The sequence below is a fragment of the Bacteroides neonati genome (assembly GCF_000499785.1).
In the GTDB taxonomy this organism is placed as follows: domain Bacteria; phylum Bacteroidota; class Bacteroidia; order Bacteroidales; family Bacteroidaceae; genus Bacteroides; species Bacteroides neonati.
In genome coordinates this window covers 72,141-95,647 of record NZ_HG726027.1, presented here as the reverse complement: position 1 = coordinate 95,647, position 23,507 = coordinate 72,141, and the positions used below count along the sequence as shown (strand labels likewise).

The following is a 23,507-nucleotide window of genomic DNA, read 5'->3' as shown; positions in this document are numbered from 1 at the left end:
TTTTTTTATTTAGTGTGATACGTTCTTAATTGATTAAAGTTCCGAAGCAAATGATTGAAACATACAAGCCCAAGAGGTAGCACCTGCATCGGGATGCCCAATGGTTTTATCGCCCAGATTGCGTGCTCTACCGAAATTGGCTTTCATCGGAATGGTGTCTTCGACTCCTTGCAAGGCTGCTTGAGCTGCAACATTGAATAACTCTTTGACATCGTTCGAGTCGGTTGCCTCCATTGCCTCTATGGCAGGAATCAAAGCATCCATCATGGTTTTATCTCCACGCTTGGCCTTAGTGTTTTTAACAACACCTTCGAGTCCGCCACGAAACATGGCTTTGACTTGTTGTGCATCGATCTCTGTTGCAGCAGGTACACAGTCGCTCATGCCCAACAGAAAACCACCCAAGAGTGTCGAAGTAGATCCACTTGTTTCGAGCATAACGCCAAAGCCCATATCGCCCAAAAGGGTTTTGAAATCTTTGCTGCCGGTAGCCGATTTAGCTATCACTTGAAAAGCCGTCGAGATGGCTTCGCCATGATCGCCATCACCGAGAACGGCATCCAGTTGCGAAAACTCATCTGCCCGTTCGGTTATGTTCTTTGCGGCACTTTCAATCATTCGCTGAAAATAGTCGGTTGTTAGTTTTTCCATAAAATTTAGTTTAATAATGTAATTAACGTGTCCAATAGGGTGCTTTTGAGGGATAGTTCTTCAGGTAATCTACGTGATCGGCATCCAGTTTGGCCAGAATCATCTGGAAACCGGCTTGTTCCTGCACAGTAAGTAGTTCGCCTGCATATCCGTCAACAATCTCAATACCGGCAGCTTCTATCTGCTTAGCGGCCGCACGATATACGATCAGTTGTTCCATCAAGGTAGAAGCTCCTACCCCATTGATATACAGCAACACCTTATCGCCTTTGGCTACTTGCAGTTTCTTCATCAGTTGGGCAACCATGAATTCGGCTGTTTCATCCGCCGACACCAAGGGTTGTGATCCGCCTGCACCGGCTTCACCGTGTTGTCCCATACCGATCTGCATCATTCCTTCGGGAAGCGAAGTAATAACAGCACCGTTTTGAGGATGTGTACAGCTGCGCATAGCAACGGCAAGTGTCGCAATGTTCTCATTGAGTCTCTCGCCTATCTCGACAATCTCTTCGAGTGATTTGCCGGCTTCGGCAGCAGCACCCAAGATCTTGTACATGGCAACGGCACCTGCTAAACCGCGTCTGTCGTCGTTGGCAGCATCCAGTCCGGCCGAAATATCATCGTGAGTCATGATAGAGGCTACCTTGATGCCCACACGTTCGGCCAGTTGCTTGGCCATATTGCCACTCATTACGTCGCCCGAGTGGTTGAGGACTAACAACAGAATACCCGCTTCGCGCTTCATCAATTGCAGTCCTTGAAAAAGGCGTTGAGCACCGGGAGCAGCAAAGATATCTCCTACCACCGAGCAGTCCAACATACCTTCGCCTACAAATCCGCTTACGGCAGGTTCGTGACCCGATCCACCGAAAGCAACAATGGCTACTTTCTTCTCGTCTTTGGGTTGTGCCCGCACCACAATATTCTCGGAAGCCAATTTTACTTTATCCTTAAAAGCCATTACGTAACCTTCAAGTAGTTCGGCAGTAATATTCTCGGTATCGTTTATAAATTTTGTTTTCATACGTGTTGTTCTTTATTATTGGTTCCACATTAATTCAATAGCAATGCCTTCTTCTTCAATAAAGGCAATCCAAGCTCCTCCACCCAGATCGGTAGGAGGAAGCAATATGTTTTTTCCCTCCATCTCAGCTTCGGGATCGGTAACCTGATACGCAATGTGCGTACGCTCCTGAATCAGTTTAGGCATCCAGCTATCGCTCTCAAACCGCAACCATTCGATGCGGTTCGTACTGTCGGCATAGTTGGTCAGAAAAACTTTCATTCCTTCTACATACACTTCTCCGGCCTTAGGCTCGGTAGTAGGTATGCCAATGTGGTCTATTGTTCTCATAATTCGATAAGGTATAAATGATTGATTTAAAGTTTCGCTGCAGACTGAGTGAAACGAAGTCCCGCATTATCGTGATAGTTTGCATATTCGTGTACAATTGCTCCCTGATTACCGGCATATAAGAAGTGCCAGGTTCCGATAGCAGGCAAGTGGATTACTTCACCTACATGCTGCTCTACGCAGTGTTTGCAAATAGTTGTTGCCTGCTGAGAGGTGGGAACAACGGGTGCATTGGCAGTAGGTTCGCCTACTTCGCTAAAATTATAACACATACCGTTGCGTACCATCCAGCTTTCCATCTTAGCAGGGAACTTGGTTTTTACATGCGAGTGTTCGGGAATCATCTGACACGGCAACAAATAAATGTCGTGTGAGAAGTACTGGTTTACCGAGTCGTTTACCCAAAAGATACCGCCCATACCACAATGCTCAAAATCGCCTAAACCGAAATCGGTGTACCAGGCTTCTTTCTCGATTAATTCTGTGACCGGATATCCGTAGTATTCAAACATTTCATAATACGCTTTTTTAGCAACCTCTGGTTGAAATACGCCGTCTTTATAGAAATCGGCATTGGTGTACTTTTTCTGGAACATAGCTTTTGTTTTAGTTTTAGTTTCTACTTTGGTATTACAATTAGTATTACAACTTGCCAGCATGATGCACATTGCGGCGATAAATAAGTGTTTAATAGTCATAAAAACTGATATTTAATTAATTAGTGATAATGGATATTCCTTCAATTTCTATTAAAAGCTCTTCACGACATACATCGGCCTGCAAGTAAATGGCGGGCAGATTAGGGTAGAGTTGTTCAATAATACTTCGGGCACCTTCAAGTTCGCCAGTATTTTTCAAGTAAACACGAATAACTGCCAAAGGCTGGTTACCGGTTAGCACATTGATATTCTCAATCGTAATGCGTGTTTGCTCTTCGATACCTACTTGTTCTAAACTAAGCTCTCCACGTATAGCAGCTGTTCCGGAGACGTATAGCACACCATTGCCTCCTTGAAGCACCTGTTTGGCACGTTCAAACTTAGGGGTTGTTTTATGCGATAAACGTTCGTCGGCTTTGCCCAAGAGTTGTGTTTGCGAATAAGCATGGGCAGCTACCTGCAAGGGATTATCGATCGCCGTAATATGAGTTTGATCATTGTAGGCAAGCGTTGCATTGAGATCAATCATCACCCCTCCCCATTGTGTACCGATACCTGTTGCAGCAGGAAAACCGTGCTCCCAGGTAGACTGATCATAATAAACAGAGCGGGCATCGTTAAAGGCCTGGTAGTTCTGTCTGCCTTGGTTGTATTCGGTAATTTTCTCTATGTAGTTCCATTGTCTCACAATCGAGTAAATAGGCATCGATTCGGCCTCCATGATGGTTCGAATGGTATCGAACACCTCTTCGGATTGTTTTGCAATGGGTTGGTACAGGTCTTTCGAGATAACTCCTCCCAAAAAGAGACGTTTGGTAGAGTCGTCCTGTAACATAATGTAAGGCGTGTTGTTTTGTTGTTTGTATTGCAACGATTCGTTAGAAAGAATTTCCATTTCATGTACCTCGACTGCCAAACCAACCTTGTTCAATGTGTTTTGTGCTACAAGGCTAATGACCGGTGCTTGTGAGCCGAACATATTGCGTACTTTTTCTTGAATAAGTGCCAGACATTCATTGTAGTGCTTATTGGAAGAAATCGTAGCAAAAAAGACCAGTCGTATGGGAGTATACGTACAAGTCAGTTCTGTAAGCAGCTGATTCAGCATCTCCTCAAACGATTGAGGAGAAACGGTAATGTATTTGTAGTGCAGTTCTCTGTACATAATTAATATAAGTGTATTTTAGATCGTATTAAAGCGAATTAACGTATTCTGTGAGTTCTTCAATTTCCTTTTTTGATATTTTTTTCTCAATGCCATGCTTGTGCGTTTCAAACACATCCTGCAAGGTAGCGGCTCTGCCATCGAACAAGTAAGGAGCAGTTCGCCATACTTCGATCAGCGTAGGGGTATCCCATCCTTTCTCGAACTCAACATTTTCGCCTATCCGATACGTTTTCATATCGGTAAACAAAGGACCGGAGTGGCAACTGCTGCAATTATATTTCTCAAATACCTTTTGTCCTCTCTGTGCCTTTTCGCTCAACTTGCCATCGACCAGATAGGGGCTGACGACGGGGCGCAATGACTTCAGGTAAGCATCTACGCATTGGGCATATTCTTCGGGCATTTCGACAAACTGAATGAAAGCAAATCCTTTTCTGACAGCCAACTCTGCCGTAGCACGTATGCCCGAGATCATACTGGGAGGGGTTACGTGAGAATAGAGCATACTCTTACAGTTCTTGGGGTTGCCAATGCCATCATTCATCAAATCCCAATTCATACCGTCCGTGCGTGCATCGCCGGGGTGGCAACCATTGCACGACTGCCATTGCTGAAAACAATAGGTGGCATCGTTGAAGTACTTTTCGCCTTTGAGTTCGGCTGTCTCCATGCGGTTGGTTAGTAGCGGATAGTCTTTACTTGTTTTTTCACTTAAGTCGAAACAGTGCACCACATCCGAGAAAAAGGTAGGAATGATCACCTGATTATTATTCAGGATAAAGTCTCTGGGCGAATTGCCACGAAGCGGATAGCGCGTACGAAGACCATATAAGAAGCGAAGGTCGTAGGCTAGCGACATTTTATTGACATAGCTTTTATAAGCTTCGAGAAATCTCGGATAATCGATCAGGCTTAACTCGTGCGTACCCGAATGCGACACAATGATATACTCGGGTGTACACTGTATACCCCATATACCGGCTGCCCCTTGTTCGGGTTCGTCCAGTAAGACACTGCCACTAAACGATTGGGTCTGCGTGTCAATCACACTCATGGCACTGGTGTTCATCCACCCCTGTTGTAACTGGCTGGTAGGTACTTGAAAGCGGCCTAAGTTATGCGTAACAAAGACATAGTTGCCATCCGGGCTTAAAGCGATTCCGCGCAAGGCATTGCTCCCATTGTACAATTGAATATCTTTAACCCGCTCTCCACTTATTAAGTCGATGACAGAAACGCAGGCAGATACCGTATCTACATCGGCTCTTTGCGCAGGCAAGAAGTTGTTGACGTACATATAACGTCCCTCTTTATCAATGACCGCAGCTTTGGGCTCACGCAATACCTGAAAGGTTCGCCGGCAACGCAAAGAGGCCACGTCAATCTCCGAAACGGTATTGGCAAATTGATTGAGTACATAGAGCTTCTTATGATCGCTCGAAAAGAGAGGAGCTCTTGCTCCGGAACCGACGGGTATGGTCGCCTTTATTTGCTTACTTTGCGGGTCGACAACAAGCAACTGTCCTTTGGCGTTATCGAATGTAGTGACATAGCACAGCCCATTGTTCGTGGCCAAGCCTGTAGGCGAAGCCGGCAATTTGATAACCGACAAGGGGGTCTTGAATGCACGATCATAAACGCGAATACTCGACTCTTCACGAGAGGTCAGTGCGAAAGTCTGATCCGTAAGTTGTTTTAAGTCCGTAACGCATAAAGCGTTGCATTCCTCTTGCGCAGAAAGCGAACAGAAACAGGTAAAAAGTATCGTCAGTGTAATGTAGAATGAATTTTTCATGGTCCTTTGTATGATCAATTAGTTAACTTGGTTCATAGCCCAGTTCATATGATATAGTTTGCGTTGTATCCAATAACATCGCCGCATATTTATCAATAACGGCATCACTCAACCTGCTTCGTGGACCCGAAAGCCAGATAGCCCCGACAGGAATACCGTGGCAATTAATAATGGGTGCCCCTAAACACACCACCCCGATCATCTCTTCCTCCCTGTCAAGCGCGTAACCACATTGAGCCACTTGAACGAGCTCTTTCAACAAATCAGCTTCGTTGGTAATTGTGTTTTCGTTGAACTTTTCGTAAGTGATTGTCTTCAGGTAAGTTTCTCTTATCGAGGGATCCATAAAAGCCAATACAGCTTTGCCCGGTGCCGAACAGTGCAGATCGATCACCTTTCCGGGGGTAAGAACAAAACAGAAAGGATGCGTTCCGATGGCTTGCTCAATGAAAAGAATTTTCTCACTGCCTATCACTCCGTAACATACCGTCTCTTTGACTTGGTTGCGAAGATCGCGTATATGCGGCAGAACCGATTCAAAAATATCATGCTCTTCTATTGCCCGCAACCCCATAGCAAGTAATTTCTTACTCACCCGGTATTTCTTCACCTTATCGCTATAAAGCAAATAGCCCAAACGAACCATGGTGTTGAGTATGCGGTAAGCAGTAGTCTGAGATATCTCCAATTCGATTTTAATCTCCTGAAGCGTCATCCCACTGTGCGAATAGGAAAGCAATTCAAGCACAGCCAATCCTTTTTCTAAATTGGGTACTTTATATTGTTCTTCAATGATCGGATTCAATTCTTTCTTTTCCATATTTGGAATATGTTTTCATATATGGAACAAAAGTAATTGTTTTGGAAAGAAAACAAATAAGAATATAGTTAATATACCATAACAAAAGAAATATTCAAAACAATTTAAAGCATCGGTAAACATCTCTACTGCATCACTCTTTAACGATGCAGACAATTTACATGCGCCTCACCATACGCGCTTTATTTTAACACTGTTAACTACTTTTCATTTGTCGAAACAAGCTATATAATAAGAGTACGTACTTTAAGCATGAATGAATACGTATTCTTGAATCAAAACATTACGTAGTTAACACAACGTTAATATACTAGTTCTTTAAACCAAGAAAAGCAGGATGGTAAAGCATCGAAAAAAATATTTTTAATCTATTAATATGCAACCACTTAATCACTTTATTTTTCTATTCTCTCCTAACTACAATCCCGACATCCGACCCTTCCTTTTAGCTAAGTCCACAACTCTTCCCTGCAAGGATAGTTATGTATTGATCAACTTCATGCCTCTCACCACCCGCCCTTCAATTCTTTTAAAGAAATGCTTTGCTACACCTTATATATATGATCAGCAAAATTACACCCACCCCTTATTTATAGGTTCTAAACGCAGGGCTTCATCGTTTAATAAATAAAAAAAGAACGCCCACTCCGTTAATATACGTAAAAACAATCCCCATATCTGAGCCTTCCGGACAATTTACAATATATTTGCAGACAGTTTTCATCAAAGGTACAAAAGTATTTTTGTTAGATAAAACAGGTAAATCCGCCTCTACCCACACCGACCCATGCACCGACAGCCAAAGTCCGGGCATTGAAAAATAGCATTTTAATATACCGGCAAGAGCAATATCCCCCCGTCTGCTACGGACTTAAATCAAGTGACGAATAATACAATTTTGCAATCTCTACTTTGCAAATTACAAATAAATACGTATCTTTGCGATTCGAAAACCAAGAGATAAAGAAATGGAATCATTCTACCGCACACACGCTTATCTGCTGGAGCACACCAATGCGCCTGTCCGTCGAGACTTGATGGACGAAATTGACTGGAGCGACCGCTTGATTGGTATAAAAGGTACACGTGGCGTTGGAAAAACTACTTTCCTGCTTCAATATGCCAAAGAGAAATTCGGCACTGATCGCTCTTGCCTTTTCATTAATATGAATAACTTCTACTTCTCGGGACACAGTCTGGTTGATTTTGCCTACGAGTTTCAGAAGAGAGGCGGCAAGGTTCTACTCATCGATCAAGTTTTCAAACATACCGATTGGAGCCGTGAACTTCGTTCATGCTACGATCGCTTTCCCAATCTAAAAATCGTCTTTACCGGATCGTCAGTAATGCGACTCAAGGAAGAAAATCTGGAGTTGCGCGATATCGTTAAGAGCTATAATCTACGTGGATTTTCTTTCCGCGAGTTCTTAAATTTGCATACCGGTATGAAGTTTCGAGCCTATTCGCTCGAAGAGATCCTGAGCAACCACGAACAGATAGCCAAAGGGATCCTATCCAAAGTACGTCCACTCGATCATTTTCAAGATTATCTGCACCACGGATTTTATCCGTTCTTTCTCGAAAAGCGTAATTTCTCCGAGAATTTACTCAAAACCATGAACATGATGGTAGAGGTCGATATCTTGTTGATCAAACAAATAGAACTGAAATACCTTACCAAGATAAAAAAACTGCTATATTTGCTCGCGCTTGACGGGCCTACAGCTCCCAATGTGAGCCAGCTGGCAACTGATATACAAACCTCGCGTGCTACCGTAATGAATTATATCAAATACCTGGCCGATGCACGATTGATTAATTTGGTTTACCCCAAAGGAGAGGAGTTTCCGAAGAAGCCCTCGAAAATCATGATGCACAACTCCAATTTGATGTATTCCATTTATCCTGTAAAGGTAGAAGAGCAAGACGTGCTCGAGACTTTCTTCGTCAATACTTTGTGGAAAGACCACAAAGTACATAAAGGCGATAAAAACGTCTCGTTTATGGTAGATGGGGTAATGCCTTTCAAAATATGTGCGGAAGGTACAAAAATTAAAAACAATGCAGGCGTAACCTACGCTTTGCACAAAGCAGAAATAGGGCGAAACAACCAGATTCCACTCTGGATGTTCGGCTTTCTATATTGAGATTTTATTTACTTAAATATTTATTTTAGTTATGACTAAACAGAAGAAATTCATCACTTGTGATGGTAACCAAGCTGCAGCACATATCTCGTATATGTTCTCTGAAGTAGCAGCTATCTACCCCATCACCCCTTCTTCGACTATGGCCGAGTACGTAGACGAATGGGCTGCCGCAGGACGTAAGAACATCTTCGGCGAAACGGTATTGGTACAAGAAATGCAATCGGAAGGTGGCGCCGCAGGTGCTCTTCACGGTTCTCTTCAGGCAGGTGCTTTGACAACCACCTATACAGCTTCTCAGGGTCTGCTCCTGATGATTCCTAATATGTACAAGATTGCCGGTGAATTCTTGCCTTGCGTATTCCACGTATCGGCTCGTACACTTGCTAGTCACGCTCTTTGTATCTTCGGCGACCACCAAGACGTAATGTCTGCCCGTCAGACTGGTTTTGCTATGTTGGCAGAAGGTTCCGTACAAGAGGTGATGGACCTTTCGGGTGTAGCTCACTTGGCTACCTTGAAGTCTCGTGTACCGTTCATGAACTTCTTCGACGGTTTCCGTACTTCACATGAGATCCAGAAGATTGAGACATTAGAGAACGACGACTTGGCTCCATTGATCGATCAGGAAGCATTGGCCGAGTTCCGTGCCCGCGCATTGAACCCCGGTGCACCGGTAGCTCGTGGTATGGCTGAAAACCCAGACCACTTCTTCCAACACCGCGAATCGTGCAACAACTACTACGATCAGGTTCCTGCTATCGTAGAAGAATATATGAACGAAATCTCTAAATTGACCGGTCGTAAATACGGCTTGTTCGATTACTATGGTGCCGATGACGCAGAACGTGTTATCATCGCCATGGGTTCAGTTACAGAAGCTGCCCGCGAAGCTATCGATCACTTAGTGGCCGAAGGCGAAAAGGTAGGTATGGTTGCTGTACACTTGTATCGTCCATTCTCTGCAAAACACTTCTTGGCTGCTGTGCCTAAGACTTGCAAAACAATTGCCGTACTTGACCGTACCAAAGAACCGGGTGCTACCGGCGAACCATTGTATCTTGACGTAAAAGACTGTTTCTACGGCGAAGCCAATGCTCCGGTTATCGTAGGCGGTCGTTATGGTTTGGGTTCGAAAGATACCACTCCTGCTCAGATTCTTTCTGTATTCGAAAACCTTGCGTTGCCAATGCCGAAAAATCACTTTACAGTAGGTATCGTAGACGATGTAACCTTTACTTCACTTCCTCAAAAAGAAGAAATTGCATTGGGCGGCGCAGGCATGTTCGAAGCTAAGTTCTACGGATTGGGAGCTGACGGTACAGTAGGTGCAAACAAGAACTCAGTAAAGATCATTGGTGATAACACCGATAAATATTGTCAGGCATACTTCTCTTATGACTCTAAGAAGTCGGGAGGTTTCACTTGCTCGCACTTGCGTTTTGGCGACACAGCTATCCGCTCAACTTATTTGGTAAATACACCTAACTTCGTTGCTTGCCACGTTCAGGCGTACCTTCACATGTACGATGTAACTCGTGGTCTGCGTCAAAACGGTACATTCCTGTTGAACACCATCTGGGAAGGCGAAGACTTGGCTAAGAATCTGCCTAACAAGGTGAAGAAATATCTTGCACAAAAGAACGTAACCGTATACTACATCAACGCTACACAGATTGCTATGGAGATTGGTTTAGGTAACCGTACCAACACCATCCTTCAATCGGCATTCTTCCGCATCACAGGCGTTATCCCTGTTGATCTGGCAGTAGAGCAGATGAAGAAATTCATCCAGAAGTCTTATGGCAAGAAGGGTGAAGATATCGTAAACAAGAACTACGCAGCCGTAGACCGTGGTGGCGAATACAAACAACTTCCTGTTGATCCGGCTTGGGCTAACCTTCCTGACGAGAAAGCTGTTGAGAACAACGATCCTGCTTTCATCAACGAGGTAGTTCGTCCGATCAATGCACAAGACGGCGATTTATTGCCTGTATCTGCATTTAAAGGCATCGAAGACGGTACTTGGTATCAAGGAACAGCCAAATACGAAAAACGTGGTGTGGCTGCCTTCGTTCCCGAATGGAACCCTGAGAACTGTATTCAATGTAACAAATGTGCGTATGTTTGTCCTCACGCTTCTATCCGTCCGTTCGTACTCGATGCCGAAGAGCAGAAGGGTGCTAACTTCGACATGCTGAAAACCGTAGGTAAGGCATTCGACGGTACTACTTTCCGCATTCAGGTATCTGTACTTGACTGTTTGGGTTGTAGCAACTGTGCCGACATCTGTCCGGGCAATCCGAAGAAGGGTGGCAAGGCATTGACCATGAAGCCTCTTGAAAGCCAATTGGGCGAAGCTGCCAACTGGACTTACTGCGTAGACAACGTGAAGAGCAAACAACACTTGGTTGACATCAAGGCTAACGTGAAGAATTCTCAATTCGCTACTCCATTGTTCGAGTTCTCGGGTGCTTGCTCGGGTTGCGGTGAGACTCCTTATGTGAAACTGATTACACAACTCTTCGGAGATCGTGAGATGGTGGCTAACGCAACCGGTTGTTCTTCTATCTATTCAGGTTCGGTACCTGCTACTCCTTATACAACCAACGAAGAAGGAAACGGTCCGGCTTGGGCTAACTCACTGTTCGAGGACTTCTGTGAGTTCGGTTTGGGTATGGAACTTGCTAACGAGAAAATGCGTGAGCGTTTGGTGAAGATCATGAACGAAGCAATTGCTTCTGACTGCACTCCTGCCGACGTAAAAGAACTGTTTGCCGAATGGATCAATAACATGATGAACGCAGACAAGACCAAAGAATTGGCTGCTAAGATCATCCCAATTGTAGAAGCTGCGCAAGACAAGTGCGATCACTGCAAGCAAATCGCTTCACTGAAACACTTCCTGGTGAAACGTAGCCAATGGATTATCGGTGGTGACGGTGCTTCTTACGATATCGGTTACGGTGGTCTTGACCACGTAATTGCTTCGGGCAAGGACGTTAACATTCTGGTACTCGACACTGAGGTTTATTCAAACACCGGTGGACAGTCATCGAAAGCAACTCCGGTAGGTGCTATCGCTAAGTTTGCTGCATCGGGTAAGAGAATTCGCAAGAAAGATCTTGGTTTGATGGCAACGACTTACGGTTATGTATATGTAGCTCAAATTGCCATGGGTGCCGATCAGGCTCAGACCCTTAAGGCTATCCGCGAGGCAGAAGCTTATCCGGGACCATCATTGATCATTGCTTACTCTCCTTGTATCAACCACGGCCTGAAATCGGGTATGGGTAAGAGCCAAGAAGAGATGGAAAAAGCAGTTGCTTGTGGTTACTGGCACTTGTGGCGTTACAACCCAGCTTTGGAAGCAGAAGGAAAGAATCCATTCACACTCGACTCTAAAGAGCCGGAATGGGAGAAATTCAATGCCTTCCTGAAAGGTGAGGTTCGTTACGCTTCTATGTTGAAACAATATCCGGCAGAAGCTGAAGAGTTGTTCCAAGCTGCTGAAGCAAATGCTAAATGGAGATTAAACAACTACAAACGTCTGGCCGCTCAGGCTTGGGGTACAGCTGAATAATCACATTCCTCATAATTAAAAAACAGGCAGGACTCCGAAAGGTTTCCTGCCTGTTTTATTATAAAATAGCCTCTGCAGAGGCTTATCTCTCATTATTACAATGTACCCTTCTCCATTCCGTTTTTATTCTCCCGAATAACCAACATCGACGGTAATTGCTCCCATAAAGACTCGTCTTCATACAGCTGCGTGTAAACCGTATGACTTATTACCAGTAATTCACTTTCAGCATCTTGAGGAATCAACTGCTGAACTGCGGTAAAAGGTTGTACTATTAGCCAACCGACGTGTCGGGACAACAGTTGCTCAGCTTGCAAAGCAAACTCTTCATCGGCAGCATCAAAAAGAAATAAATTCACTTTTCTTCCACTTGAAACAATCTGCTCTATATAAGGGAACAGAAATTGATCCATTATACCGCCCAACACAAAACCGATGGAAAGATCCTCGCGATAATTGCGGTCAATGAGCACAGCTACCGTACAAGGTACTTGTGTCATCACCTCGTCTACTTTATCTCGAAACAGAGAAAGCCACGAGAGCGTTCCCATACTCATCGTTTCGGGCTTGTATCTGTTGCCTGCTCCTAGCAACAGCATATCCGGCTGTTCTTTACGAATCAGCTGAATCATCTCCTGTACCAGTTTATCAGTGACCCGATAACGATTTTCAACACTTACCCCCAATTCGGAAGCTCGTTGGTTAAGCAGGGAAAAACTATCGCGTGCATACTGTTCGGCATTCATCGGATTGACATCAGTTCCTACCGTATAATGCGCCCCAATCACTTGCTCCTTTTTCAATCGTTTACCGTACAATAATGAATAGATTGAAAGTAGATTTCGTCCCGATTCGGGACGACCAAAGCAGAATAGTAATTTATGCTTTTGAAGGAGCTTCTCTTCCCGACGGGCAAAGAAGCGCTCAACTAAATCAAGTAACGGTGTGGTCATAAACGTAGTAACCAACGCCATAATAACCAATATGACAAAAATTGAAGGTGGCAGTACCCCCATTTCATATCCTATATTCAAGGCAACCAACTCCATTAGTCCACGGGTATTCATCATCGTACCTATCGTCAAACTATCTTTCCACGATTCGCCTACCAAACGAGCAGCAATAGCGCATCCTCCCAATTTACCGGCAATGGCTACTGTAATAAGCAGCAAACAAACACCCCACAAAGCAGGACTGTTGATCAATCCGATCTCTGTTCTCAATCCGGTAAAAGCGAAAAACAACGGAAGAAAGAAAACGAGTGCTATGTCTTCGACCTTTTCCATCATTACCTTACGGAAACCCATATTGGGGGGCATGATAACACCAGCCATGAACGCACCGAACAAGGCATGAATACCAATTACCTCTGTCAACGTAGCAGAGATTATTAGAATCAATAAAATAAAGGCTACAAACGACTTGTTGATCACTTCTTTATTTGCATACACCGCACCTACCTTCTTTAAAAACGGACGCACCACGGCAAACATCACCACAATGTAAATCACCGTTAGCCCGATGGAGTAAAGTGCGCTTGCAAATGTACCTGCCTGAGCAATCGCAATAACGACCGCCAATAAACACCATGCCGTTACATCATCATTGGCAGCCGAAGCAATAGAAAGTATACCGACGGGAGTCTTGGTGAGGTTTCGCTCCTGAATGATACGAGCAAGAACAGGAAAAGCGGTAATACTCATCGAGATACCGATAAACAGAGCAAAGGGAATAAAAGAGGTGTACGAAGAGGCATATTCCTCGTAGATCCAAAAGGAGGATACAACACCCAAAAAGAACGGAACAAGAATACCGGCATGACTGATAACGAGTGTTTCATTGATTTTATTTTTCAATACACTGAAATCGAGTTCCATACCGATCACAAACATAAACAGAACCAATCCTACCTGACTCACTAACTCTAAATTGGTCAATGATTCGGGAGGAAACAGAAATAAAAATGCATCCGGAAAGAAATAGCCCAACAACGAAGGCCCCAGTACAATACCTGCCACAATCTCTCCAATAACACCGGGCTGTCCGATATATTTAAATAAGAAGCCGAACAAGCGAACTGTAATCAATACCGCTATCACCTGAATCAACAACGTACTAAGGGGATGATGCAGATTGTTACTGATAAATTGACTAAACATCTCAAAAGGAGTACTCTGTACGGCAATCTCGTTAGGTGAATAATGAGCGAAACGGCTACCGGACTCAATGGCAAGATAAATCAACGCTCCGAAAAGGAGCAACATCATAGCGTATATGATATAATTCTTTTTGGCTCTCTGCATATAGTATGCGGGGATTTGATAGATTAATGTACAAATATAACAAATGGAATTAACAATTAGTTTATTCTCCCAACAGATTTTGCACAAACATAGAGATTATTTACTCATTGCATACTTGATTTGAAAAGATATGTCTATTTTATTTTTTTTTGAATAATATTATGAGCTATTTTCCATACATTTGCACCAAACCTAAAACATACTTACACATAGTAACCTAGGGTAGAAAACCCCAATAAATAAAATGAAAACAAAATGAAATTACTGACAGCATTAGCCGCTGCAATGTTCTTATGCAGCAACCTATCGGGCCAGGAACAAGGGTTCGACCTAACAACACAACGATCAGAAAATCAAGACATTTATTCCGTTCCGGGGAATGTACTGAATCACGGAGGACTACTTATCAACCCTACCCCACATACTCTTCGGGTAGCAGAAAAGGGACAGCTGGACATATCCAAAGGTTTACACTTGAAGGATATAAAAAAGAGATTTTCTGAAGACTTCAGCTTTATCACTCTCACTAAAAAAGGAGTTAAACTAACCATCGATTACGGCAGCAAAGCAGCAGCAAAGCATGGGGTGAAGAATATATCCGGAGCCTATGCCATGAACATCGACGATAAAGGAATATCCATCATCGGATACGATGAGAAAGGTGCTTTTTACGGTATTCAAACACTGAGACAGATTGTTGAAAGCCCCATTAGTGCGGAAAAGAAACTTCCGTACCTGACAATTAACGACTACCCCGACCTTTCGTACAGAGGCGTTGTCGAAGGCTTTTACGGCACTCCTTGGTCTCACCAAGTCAGAATGTCATTGATCGACCTATACGGTAAGTTCAAAATGAACTATTATTTGTACGGACCCAAAGACGATCATTACCACAGTTGCCCCAACTGGAGACTTCCATACCCGGAGAAAGAGGCAAAAAACATCAAAGAACTAGTCGAAGCCTGCAACCGCAACAGGGTTGACTTTGTATGGGCTATTCACCCGGGACAAGACATTAAATGGAACAACGAAGACTACACCAACCTGGTGAATAAATTCAATATGATGTACGATCTGGGAGTACGCTCGTTTGCCATTTTCTTTGATGATATCGACGGAGAAGGTACCAACCCCAGAAAACAAACCGAACTGCTCAATAGGCTCAATGAAGACTTTGTCAAAGTAAAGGAGGGCGTAGCTCCCTTGATTGTATGCCCTACAGACTATTCCAAGCTTTGGGCCAACCCAACTCCTCAGGGAAGCCTCAGCATCTATGGCAATACACTCGACCCTTCTATCAATGTATTCTGGACAGGAGATGTAGTTTGCAGCGACCTGACAAAAGAAACCATGGATTGGGTAAACTCCAGAATTAAAAGACCTGCTTTGTATTGGTGGAACTTCCCCGTTACAGACTATGTTCGTCATATCATCATGCAAGGGCCTGTGTACGGACTTGAAACCTCACTCACCTCCAACGACCTTTGCGGACTGATAAGCAACCCGATGGAGCACGGAGAAGCATCTAAACTGGCGCTTTACGGAGTAGCCGACTATTCGTGGAACATGGCCGATTACAACCCGATAGACAATTGGGAGCGCGGACTTGCCGAACTAACTCCCGAAGCAAAAGAGGCTTACAGAACCTTTGCCATTCACTCGTGCGATACGGAAACCGGTTATCGCAGAGCAGAATCATGGGAGACAAAAACGTTTAGCATCCACAACTATACAGAGGCAGATTTTAACGCCCTACGCAAAGAGTTTGAGAAAATAGAGCAAACACCGGCAGAATTACAGAGTAAATGTGCCAATAAAGCACTGCTTAACGAGTTGCAACCGTGGCTTGTTGAGTTTGGTAAACTGGGTACAAGAGGCAAACGTGCGCTAGAGGTTCTAAAGACTTACCAAACAGCAGATGATGCGACATTCTGGGCAGCATACGTCAATAACCTGATGAGCGAAGAGGACAGAAAAGCCTTCAATGCCCATAAATCAGGTACCATGAAGCTTCAACCGTTTTACGAGAATACAATGAACGATCTTGCCTATGAGTTTCTTAAGAAACTGACAGGAGAGATGCCATCGGTATACAAAGGAATAGGTTCATTCAATAACCTTGGAACTACTTTGAGCAAACTAATGCTCGATAATGATTCGACTACTTTTTATACCTCGGGAACTTCACAAAACAATCAAAGCTGGATTGGTGTCGACCTCGGTTGCGTAAGAACCGTTTCCGAAGTCTCTATTCTGCAAGGAAGAAACTCAATCAACGACGTTGATTACTTCGACCATACTGTATTGGAATACTCGGAAGAAGGCAAAGTTTGGAAAGCACTCACCGACAGCCTCAAGAACCAATACGTAATAGCGTGGAAGGAAACGCCCGTTAAAGCCAGATACGTCAGACTTAAGAAGCTTCCTTCCGCCAAAACCAATTGGGCTGCCATTCGTTCGTTCGAAGTAAACCCTATTCGCTTGGAGAGCCTTCCTTTTCAAGTCGAAGCCAAAGACCGGGAGAAAGCCTTGTTCGCATTCGACAAACATCCGGATACTTCCTACGCCAATAGCGGCACCCTTTCTTTCACCCTTCCGGAGAAAGCAACCGAATGTACCCTGCTGATGAAGCCTGACGCATCAAAAAGCCCCGTTCAACTTCGACAATTGGCTGCTGACGGTAAGGTACTATCGACAACAACCATCGACACTCCTTTTGTGAAAGTAAACTTCGTGAAGGGAGCAACCAAGGTAGAGGTAGAAGGCAAAGTAGAAATTTTTGAGATTATTCTCAATTGACACAACCAAGCACCTGAATAGATAGATATACCTATCTTTAAATCATCATAACTGCAAGGTTACGTAAGTGTTCTTACGAATCTTGCAGTTACTTTTTGAAACAAGTTCGACATATTTCGGGCGAATTAATTATCTTTGTCCACATAAATATCCTAATTAACAATAAAATAATAATGAAAAAGGTACTACTCCTCGCAGCACTTAGTGTTTGCAGTCTAAGCCTACTGGCACAAGACAACAAAGAAGAAGGTTTCGTATTCACTACCGTCAAGGAAGCCCCGATTACATCTGTTAAGAACCAAAATCGTTCAAGCACTTGCTGGAGCTTTTCCAGCCTTGGTTTCCTTGAATCAGAGTTGCTACGCCAAGGCAAAGGCACGTATGATCTATCCGAAATGTTTGTGGTTCATCACACCATGGTCGATCGTGCCGAGCGTTATGTTCGTCTGCATGGCGATGCTTCATTCTCGCCCGGAGGGAGCTTCTACGACATTATTTATTGCTTGAAGCACTATGGTTTAGTTCCTCAAACAGCTATGGAGGGTATTATGTATGGCGATACACTCCCCGTACACAATGAGCTCGATGCTGTAGCCGGTGCTTATGTCGATGCAATTGCCAAAGGCAAACTAACCAAACTCTCTCCGGTATGGAAGAAAGGAGTAAGCGCGATTTATGACACTTACCTCGGACAATGCCCCGAAAAGTTCACTTACAACGGTAAGGAGTATACCCCAAAGAGTTTTGCACAATCATTGGGACTGAACCCCGACGACTATGTTTCGCTGACTTCATACACGCACCATCCTTTCTACACAGAGTTTCCCCTCGAGATACAAGATAACTGGAGAGGTGGCAATTCATGGAATCTACCAATCGACGAACTGATGGCTGTAATGGATAATGCCGTAAAGAATGGCTATACCTTTGCATGGGGTAGCGATGTAAGCGAACAAGGTTTTACCCGTGATGGTATTGCCGTTATGCCCGAAGCCAATCGTACAGACCTTTCCGGTTCGGATATGGCTCGTTGGACAGGGTTGACTGCTGCCGATAAACGCAAAGAGTTAACCTCTAAACCTATGCCCGAAATGAACATCACACAAGAGATGCGTCAAAAAGCTTTCGACAACTGGGAAACGACCGATGACCACGGCATGGTGATCTATGGTATTGCCAAAGACCAAAACGGAAAAGAATATTTCATGGTGAAAAACTCTTGGGGAGATAACAGCAAGTACAAAGGTACCTGGTATGCATCCAAGCCATTTGTAGCCTATAAAACCATGAATATTTTGGTTCATAAAGATGCATTGCCTAAAGAGATCGCTAAAAAACTTGGTTTAAAGTAATCTAATTAAATACCATAAGCACAATGAAAACACTTTATTTATACCTTACCCTATTACTTATAGGAATACTTCCGGCACAGAGTGCCTATCAACCTACTTACTCCGTGGCCGGTTTCTATCCGATAGAAAATACCGGCCGCGAGGTATACTCCATGAACCCTGCCTGGCGATTCTACAAAGGAGCACAACCCGAAGCTTGGCAACCCAACTTCGATGACAGCACCTGGACAGTGGTTTCGCTGCCCGATGGTATGGAGTATCTGCCTACCGAAGCCAGCGGATGCGTCAACTATCAAGGCGAGGCATGGTATCGCAAACACTTTACTCCCGACAATCAATTGAAAGGAAAGAAACTGTTCCTGCATTTCGAAGCCATCATGGGCAAATCGAAAGTATGGATCAACGGCAAGCTGGTCAACGAACATTTCGGTGGTTTCTTGCCCGTCATTGCAGATATCACTCCTTACATTCAGTTTGGGCAAGACAACGTGATAGCGGTTTGTGCCGACAATAGCGACGATCCCTCGTACCCTCCGGGTAAACCACAGGATGTGTTAGACTTCTCCTACTTTGGAGGTATCTACCGCGATTGTTGGCTGATTGCTCATAACAATGTATTCATCACCGACCCTAATTACGAGGACTCAACAGCCGGTGGCGGACTATTCGTTGCCTACGATCGTGTCAGCGAACAATCGGCCGATGTACTGCTCAAGCTGCACGTTCGCAACGAACAGCCCACTTCATTCTCGGGCAAGGTGATTTATGAACTTCACGATGCCAACGGACAGAAAGTGGCCGGTACTACCCAATCGATCAGCATAGGCAAGCAAAAAGCAACCCATGCTTCTCAGAAACTGAAACTGTCGAACCCACATTTGTGGTCGCCCGACGCTCCTTATTTATATCAATTGCATGTATTGATCAAAGATAATAAAGGAAACATCGTCGACGGCTACCGTCGCAGAATAGGTGTACGCAGCATCGAATTCAAAGGGAAAGACGGCTTCTGGCTCAACGGTAAGCCCTACGAAACGCCATTGATCGGCGCCAATCGCCACCAAGACTTTGCCGTAGTAGGCAATGCGCTTTCCAACAGTTTGCACTGGCGAGATGCTAAAAAGCTTCGCGATGCAGGTTTAAAGGTAATCCGTAATGCACACTATCCGCAAGACCCTGCTTTCATGGATGCTTGTGATGAGCTTGGTCTTTTCGTGATTGTTAATACCCCCGGCTGGCAGTTCTGGAACGAAGCTCCCATCTTTGCCCAACGTGTCTATTCGGACATCCGCAACATGGTGCGTCGCGACCGTAATCATCCTTCGGTGTGGATGTGGGAACCGATCTTGAACGAAACCTGGTATCCTGCCGATTTTGCCAAGAAGGTACAAGACATCGTCAACGAAGAGTATCCATACCCCTATTGCTATACAGCCTGCGATGCCACTGCAAAAGGAAGCGAACACTATCCCATACTTTTTACACACCCGCAAACAGGTGATAAAGGTTGGGGAGTCGATGTGCTCGATCCGAAGATTACCTATTTCACCCGCGAATGGGGCGATAACGTAGACGATTGGAATTCGCATAACTCACCCAGCCGTGTGAATAGGGCTTGGGGCGAAACACCGATGTTGATTCAAGCCGAAGGTTATGCCAAACCCACCTATCCGTATACTTGCTACGAGTCTCTCTACCTCACCACACGCCAACACGTGGGAGGATGTTTGTGGCATTCGTTCGACCATCAACGCGGTTATCATCCCGATCCTTTCTACGGTGGACTGATGGATGTATTCCGCCAACCGAAATATTCGTATCAAATGTTCAAGGCACAACGCAGCCCGGAGAAAAGTGATTTGATAGCCGAAACCGGTCCGATGGTCTACATTGCTCACGAAATGACTCCTTTCTCACCGAAAGACGTAACAGTATACTCGAATTGCGACGAGGTACGCCTCACCATGTTTCAAGGTGGCAAGCAGTATCTCTATAAGAAAGAGGTACGCGAAAAAGGAATGCCCTCGCCTACGATCATCTTTAAAGATGTGTTCAATGTGATGGATGACAAAAACCTGTCGCGCAAGAAGAGACAAAGCGAAGTATTCATGCTGGCCGAGGGAATCATCGACGGTAAGGTAGTGGCTACCCATAAGGTAACACCCGCACGTCGTCCGTCGAAAGTGATATTGTGGGCTGACAATGAAGGTATGAATTTCGAGGCGAATGGCTCTGACCTCGTTACTGTTGTAGCAGCCATAGCCGATGGCAATGGCAACATCAAGCGATTGAACAACTACTTCATCCGCTTCGAGATAGAAGGAGAAGGAACCATCTTGGGAGACGAAAGCATTATGGCCAATCCGCACCCGATACAGTGGGGAACGGCACCTATTCTGGTTAAGTCGACCACTCGCCCCGGTAAGATACGTATCAAAGCATCCGTACTACTCGATGGAAAGCAAATGCCGGTTGCCGGAACCCTCGAATTGGAAAGCACTCCAACCACTCGTCCGTTAGTCTTTAGCGAACAAGAAGAGGCTCAGACCAATTTGCATTCGACCAAGCAGGAAAGCACACTCAAGCAAAAGGAAAACTGTGCCGACGAGATCAAGAAGCTACAAATGGAGCTTAACCGCTATAAACTCAAAGAAGTAGAAAAGCAACAAACCGAGTTTGGCGAAGGAATCTAGCATAAAGCAGCTCAATATGTAACCATTTATCCCATCCATTCCGGATGATATAAAGAGCAGAAACAAGAGTACGTATTTAACAGTGTGTTAAATACGTACTTTTTGTTAGAATAAGTACGTACTCTTGGATGTAAAGAGTACGTACTTTTTCATTGTAACAAATACACATCTGTTAATTGCTCAATAATCAACCTATTGTGCATTTTTAGGCCGGATTTCTTGTCAGAACCAACTGTTTGCGTAAATTTGCAACTTTGTAGAAAATACTAATACTAAAATTAATAGCATGAGTTTGAAAATTGTTGTATTGGCAAAACAAGTTCCCGACACACGTAATGTTGGGAAAGATGCCATGAAAGCCGACGGAACTATTAACCGCGCGGCACTTCCTGCCATCTTCAACCCCGAAGATCTTAATGCTCTTGAGCAAGCTCTTCGACTGAAAGATGAACATCCCGGTTCTACTGTTACCATCCTGACGATGGGACCCGGTCGCGCAGCCGATATTATTCGTGAAGGACTTTTCCGTGGTGCCGATAACGGCTATCTGCTAACCGATCGTGCCTTTGCAGGTGCCGATACCTTAGCAACGTCGTATGCGCTGGCAATGGCCATCCGCAAAATAGGTGAGTGTGATGTAATTATCGGTGGTCGTCAGGCAATCGATGGTGATACGGCGCAAGTAGGTCCTCAGGTGGCCGAAAAGCTGGGACTCACTCAAATTACGTATGCCGAAGAGATTTTGAAAGTAGCCGATGGCCGTATTACTGTGAAACGCCATATCGATGGTGGTATCGAAACAGTAGAAGGTCCGTTGCCTATCGTGATTACCGTCAATGGTTCGGCAGCCCCCTGTCGTCCTCGCAATGCGCGACTCATCCAGAAGTTCAAGCACGCCAAAACCATTACCGAGAAGCAGCAAGGCAATTTGGATTATACCGATCTGTATGACCAACGCGATTACCTTAACCTGGCCGAATGGAGTGTATCGGACGTAAACGGTGACTTGGCACAGTGTGGCCTCAGCGGTTCGCCTACCAAAGTGAAAGCCATTCAGAACATCGTGTTCCAGGCTAAAGAGAGTAAAAACATCAGCGGTTCAGACCGTGAGGTGGAAGATCTGATTGTTGAACTATTAGCTAACCACACCATTGGATAATCACATGAATAACTTATTTGTATATTGCGAAATAGAAGAAGGCAACGTCTTAGATGTAAGCCTTGAGCTACTTACCAAAGGTCGTTCACTAGCCAATCAGCTAGGGTGTCAACTCGAAGCGGTAGTAGCCGGAAGCGGTTTAAAGAATATTGAGAAACAAGTACTTCCGTATGGGGTAGACAAGCTACACGTATTCGACAGCGAAGGGCTTTATCCCTATACCTCCTTGCCTCATACAGCGATTCTGGTCAACCTCTTCAAGGAAGAAAAGCCTCAAATCTGCCTCATGGGTGCAACGGTAATCGGTCGCGATCTGGGTCCACGTGTTTCTTCTGCTTTAACCAGCGGATTAACAGCCGACTGTACCTCGCTCGAAATCGGAGATCACGAGGATAAGAAGGAAGGAAAAACATACAAAAACCTGCTGTATCAAATTCGTCCTGCTTTTGGCGGCAACATTGTGGCTACCATTGTAAACCCTGAACACCGCCCTCAAATGGCAACCGTTCGCGAAGGTGTTATGAAGAAAGCCATCCTATCGGCCGATTATAAAGGAAAAGTGATTCGTCACGAAGTAGCAAACTATGTAGCCGACAGCGACTATGTGGTAAGTGTCATCGAACGCCACATTGAGAAAGCGAAACACAACCTGAAAGGTTCGCCTATCGTTATTGCAGGTGGCTATGGAGTAGGTTCAAGAGATAATTTCAACTTACTGTTCGATCTTGCCAAGGTATTGAATGCCGAAGTAGGTGCCAGCCGTGCTGCCGTAGATGCAGGGTTTGCTGACCACGACAGACAGATCGGTCAAACCGGTGTAACGGTTCGCCCGAAACTCTACATCGCTTGCGGTATCTCCGGACAAATTCAACACATTGCCGGTATGCAAGAGAGTGGCATTATCATCTCTATCAACAACGACCCCGAAGCGCCGATCAATACGATTGCAGATTATGTAGTCAACGGAAGCATCGAAGAAGTAGTACCTAAGATGATTAAATTCTATAAACAAAACAGTAAGTAA

Annotated in this window: 15 protein-coding genes; 7 read left to right on the top strand and 8 right to left on the bottom strand. The window is 44.6% G+C overall.

Translation table 11 applies throughout. The features are described 5' to 3' along the window. Positions 1-33 precede the first annotated feature (33 nt). From TY03_RS19020 to TY03_RS18990, 7 genes are all read right to left on the bottom strand, one after another. Complete coding sequence (locus TY03_RS19020) at positions 34-651, bottom strand: dihydroxyacetone kinase family protein (protein WP_042372877.1); 618 nt, start codon at positions 649-651, stop codon at positions 34-36. 22 nt (positions 652-673) lie between these two features. Beyond that, positions 674-1,675: a dihydroxyacetone kinase subunit DhaK gene (locus tag TY03_RS19015; protein WP_042372875.1), complete on the bottom strand. Its 1,002-nt coding sequence runs from the start codon at positions 1,673-1,675 to the stop codon at positions 674-676. Positions 1,676-1,690: 15 nt separating this feature from the next. Next, positions 1,691-2,005 (bottom strand): VOC family protein, encoded by a 315-nt coding sequence (locus TY03_RS19010; protein WP_042372873.1) that lies wholly within the window; start codon positions 2,003-2,005, stop codon positions 1,691-1,693. Positions 2,006-2,031: 26 nt separating this feature from the next. Continuing rightward, a complete protein-coding gene (locus TY03_RS19005) occupies positions 2,032-2,601 on the bottom strand; it encodes a cupin domain-containing protein (RefSeq protein ID WP_187374014.1) in 570 nt (189 codons plus the stop codon). A 118-nt stretch (positions 2,602-2,719) separates the two neighbouring features. Beyond that, a complete protein-coding gene (locus TY03_RS19000) occupies positions 2,720-3,829 on the bottom strand; it encodes a chorismate transformation enzyme, FkbO/Hyg5 family (RefSeq protein ID WP_042372868.1) in 1,110 nt (369 codons plus the stop codon). 28 nt (positions 3,830-3,857) lie between these two features. After that, positions 3,858-5,627, bottom strand: a complete 1,770-nt coding sequence (locus TY03_RS18995; RefSeq protein WP_042372866.1) for a hypothetical protein — start codon at positions 5,625-5,627, stop codon at positions 3,858-3,860. Positions 5,628-5,649: 22 nt separating this feature from the next. Continuing rightward, the gene (locus TY03_RS18990) at positions 5,650-6,447 is read right to left on the bottom strand and encodes an IclR family transcriptional regulator (protein WP_042372864.1); all 798 of its coding nucleotides are present in this window, start codon (positions 6,445-6,447) and stop codon (positions 5,650-5,652) included. 968 nt (positions 6,448-7,415) lie between these two features. On the opposite strand from TY03_RS18990, the gene TY03_RS18980 reads away from it, so the two are divergent. Together TY03_RS18980 and nifJ are read left to right on the top strand one after the other, a co-directional pair. After that, entirely contained in the window at positions 7,416-8,594 is a 1,179-nt protein-coding gene (locus tag TY03_RS18980) for an ATP-binding protein (RefSeq protein ID WP_042372861.1), read from the top strand. Between the two features lie 31 nt (positions 8,595-8,625). Beyond that, on the top strand, positions 8,626-12,177 hold the full coding sequence (gene nifJ, locus TY03_RS18975; RefSeq protein WP_042372859.1) for a pyruvate:ferredoxin (flavodoxin) oxidoreductase: 3,552 nt from the start codon (positions 8,626-8,628) through the stop codon (positions 12,175-12,177). 95 nt (positions 12,178-12,272) lie between these two features. Here the strand turns inward: nifJ and TY03_RS18970 are convergent, their stop codons facing one another. Continuing rightward, positions 12,273-14,480, bottom strand: a complete 2,208-nt coding sequence (locus TY03_RS18970) for a cation:proton antiporter (RefSeq protein WP_042372858.1) — start codon at positions 14,478-14,480, stop codon at positions 12,273-12,275. A gap of 255 nt (positions 14,481-14,735) precedes the next feature. Between TY03_RS18970 and TY03_RS18965 the strand changes: the two genes are divergently transcribed. From TY03_RS18965 to TY03_RS18945, 5 genes are all read left to right on the top strand, one after another. Beyond that, a complete protein-coding gene (locus TY03_RS18965; RefSeq protein WP_042372856.1) occupies positions 14,736-17,279 on the top strand; it encodes a beta-N-acetylglucosaminidase domain-containing protein in 2,544 nt (847 codons plus the stop codon). 173 nt (positions 17,280-17,452) lie between these two features. After that, positions 17,453-18,631, top strand: coding sequence for a C1 family peptidase (locus TY03_RS18960; RefSeq protein ID WP_042372854.1), 1,179 nt, complete (start codon positions 17,453-17,455; stop codon positions 18,629-18,631). Between the two features lie 23 nt (positions 18,632-18,654). After that, positions 18,655-21,324 (top strand): glycoside hydrolase family 2 protein, encoded by a 2,670-nt coding sequence (locus tag TY03_RS18955; protein ID WP_042372852.1) that lies wholly within the window; start codon positions 18,655-18,657, stop codon positions 21,322-21,324. Between the two features lie 286 nt (positions 21,325-21,610). After that, positions 21,611-22,483 carry an electron transfer flavoprotein subunit beta/FixA family protein gene (locus TY03_RS18950; RefSeq protein ID WP_042372849.1) on the top strand — a complete coding sequence of 291 codons (873 nt, stop codon included), beginning with the start codon at positions 21,611-21,613 and terminating at the stop codon, positions 22,481-22,483. Positions 22,484-22,487: 4 nt separating this feature from the next. Next, positions 22,488-23,507, top strand: coding sequence for an electron transfer flavoprotein subunit alpha/FixB family protein (locus tag TY03_RS18945; RefSeq protein WP_042372848.1), 1,020 nt, complete (start codon positions 22,488-22,490; stop codon positions 23,505-23,507).